A 2,530-nucleotide genomic window follows, 5' to 3' on the forward strand; every position below is an offset into this window, starting at 1 on the left:
CGGTTTCTACAACCTGACCGGCGTGCATGACGGCGACGCGGTCGCACACCTCGGCCACGACGCCGAGATCGTGCGTGATGAACAGGATCGCAGCGCCTGTCTTCTCTCCCATCTCACGCAGCAGGTCGAGGATGCGCACGGCGATCGAGGCATCGAGCCCTGTTGTTGGTTCATCGGCGAGGAGGAGCTGCGGCGAAGTGGCGAGAGCCATTGCGATCATCACCCGCTGGCACATGCCGCCCGAGAGCTGGTGGGCATATTGCTGCGCGCGACGAGCGGGATCAGGGATGCGCACCATCGAGAGCATTTCGAGGGTGCGCGTGTCGGCGTCCTTCCTCGACAGACCGCCATGGAGCATGAACAACCGGGCAATCTGCCGCCCAACCGGAATGACCGGATTGAGGGCGGTACGCGGCGTCTGGGAAACCATCGCGATGCGGGCGCCGCGCACACGGCGCATCTGATCTTCGGTGAGCGTTGCCAGATCAAGGCCATCGAACTGAATGGTACCGGATGTAATCCGGCCAGGCCGACGGATCAGCCGCAGGATCGCGAGGGTCGTCACGGACTTGCCGGATCCCGACTCCCCAACCAGTCCCATCACCTCGCCGCGACGGATCTCCAGGTTGATGTGATCGACGGCCTTGATGGTCCCAGCATCGCTGTCGAATGCCACGCTAAGATCGGAAATGGTGAGCAGGGGTGTCATCGTATCCCCCGCATGCGCGGATCGAGCAAATCGCGAAGCCCGTCGCCGATAAGGTTGAAGGACAGCACGGTGACCATAATCGCAAGCCCTGGAAACAGGAACAGCCACCACTCACCTGTGACGATCTGCTGGGCACCTTCAGCCGTCATCACGCCCCATTCGCTCTGCGGCGGCTGGATGCCGAGCCCGATGAAGGACAACGAGGCCATGGTCAAGAGCGCAAAGCCCATGGCGAGCGTCGCCTGCACGATCAAAGGCGGCAGACAGTTCGGCAGCAGATGGATCATCACGATGCGCCAAGCCGGGTTTCCGACGGTACGGGCCGCATCGGCGTATTCCATCTCGCGCACTCGTAACATCTCGCCTCTGATCAGGCGTAGATAGGATGGGATCTGCGTGATGGCTATGGCGATCGCGACGTTCACGGTCGAATTGCCAAGCGCCGCTGTGATCCCCATCGCAAGCACGAAAGCCGGGAATGCCATAAGGGAATCGACGCCTCGCATGGCGACATTGTCCACCCAGCCGCCGCGATAGCCGACTGCCGCGCCGGAGAGCGCACCAATTGCAAGGGCACAGGCAGTTGCGACGAAAGCGACCGAGAGATCGATGCGCGCGGCGAAGATGATGCGCGACAGGAGGTCCCGGCCGTACATGTCCGTCCCAAGCCAGTGGTGCCAGGACGGCGCTCCTAGGGCGACGGCGGCATCGGGCTCATCCGGGCCGTAGGGCGCAATCAGCGGCGCGAAGATGGCGGCTAGAAAAATCAACGCGATCACACAGAGGGCCGCGAAGGAGACGGGGTTGCGGCGAATCCGCCGCCAGGTCATGCGTGACCGCGAACGCAGGGGCGAAGATGACGACAGCGGCAGCGTCGACATCACCGCAGCCGGATCCGGGGATCGGCAAGTCCATAGGCGAGGTCAACCACCAGATTAACCAGTACATACATGACGGCGACGAACAGAACGAAGGACTGGATCGGTGCGCTGTCCTTGGTCATTAGCGCGGTCACGGCGTAGTTGCCGATGCCCGGCCATGCAAAGACGCTCTCGACTACCGCATTGCCGGCCATCAGAAATCCGAACACGATACCAAGGATGGTGATGATCGGGATCATGGCGTTGCGCAGGGCATCGCGATAAATCACCGTATTTCGCGGCAAGCCGGCCGCCCAGGCCGCCTTGATGTAATCGGACTCAAGAATCTCCAGCATGGTCGAGCGCACCATTCGGGCAACCGGGGCCATGACGCTGAACCCAAGGGTCGCAGCGGGCAGAACGAGCTGACCGAGACTAGAACGCAGCGCGACCCAGTTGGCGGTGAGTAGGGAATCGATTGTGTACATTCCAGTGATGGCAGTGGGCGGTGTGATACCCGAGCCGATGCGCCCCAACGGCGGCGGCGCGATGTTCAGCATGTAGAAGAAGACATAGACCAGCAGCAGCCCGGTCCAGAAACTCGGCATGGCAACGCCCGTGATCCCGACGATACGCCCGACATGGTCGATGAAGCTGTCGCGGTGGACCGCCGAGACGACGCCGAGCGGAATTCCGACCAGGATTGCAATGATGAGCGCGGCGAAGTTCAGTTCGAGCGTTGCCGGGAGGCGCTGCAGGAAATCTTGCGCCACCGGTCGTCCTGTCGCCGAGCTTTCGCCGAGGTCGCCGTGGAAGAGCCCGGACATGTAGCGCAGATATTGTTCGGGCAGGGGCCGATCTAGCCCCATCTGCCTTTCCATCTCGGCGAGATGCTCGGGCGTGGCAAACGGCCCAGCCTTCACCATCGCTGGATTGCCTGGCAGCATGTAAGTCATGACAA

At 62.3% G+C, this 2,530-nt stretch carries 3 protein-coding genes; all 3 read right to left on the reverse strand.

The window, feature by feature from the left end:
* The coding region (locus JOY90_RS27825; protein ID WP_291694306.1) for an ABC transporter ATP-binding protein at positions 1–709 on the reverse strand (709 nt) is incomplete at its 3' end.
* Positions 706–1,590: an ABC transporter permease gene (locus JOY90_RS27830; protein ID WP_291694307.1), complete on the reverse strand. Its 885-nt coding sequence runs from the start codon at positions 1,588–1,590 to the stop codon at positions 706–708. The genes JOY90_RS27825 and JOY90_RS27830, both read right to left, overlap by 4 nt.
* A partial coding sequence (locus tag JOY90_RS27835) for an ABC transporter permease (RefSeq protein WP_291694308.1) occupies positions 1,590–2,530 on the reverse strand: 941 nt, incomplete at its 5' end. The genes JOY90_RS27835 and JOY90_RS27830, both read right to left, overlap by 1 nt.

Source organism: Bradyrhizobium sp., from assembly GCF_019242285.1.
GTDB lineage: Bacteria > Pseudomonadota > Alphaproteobacteria > Rhizobiales > Xanthobacteraceae > Bradyrhizobium.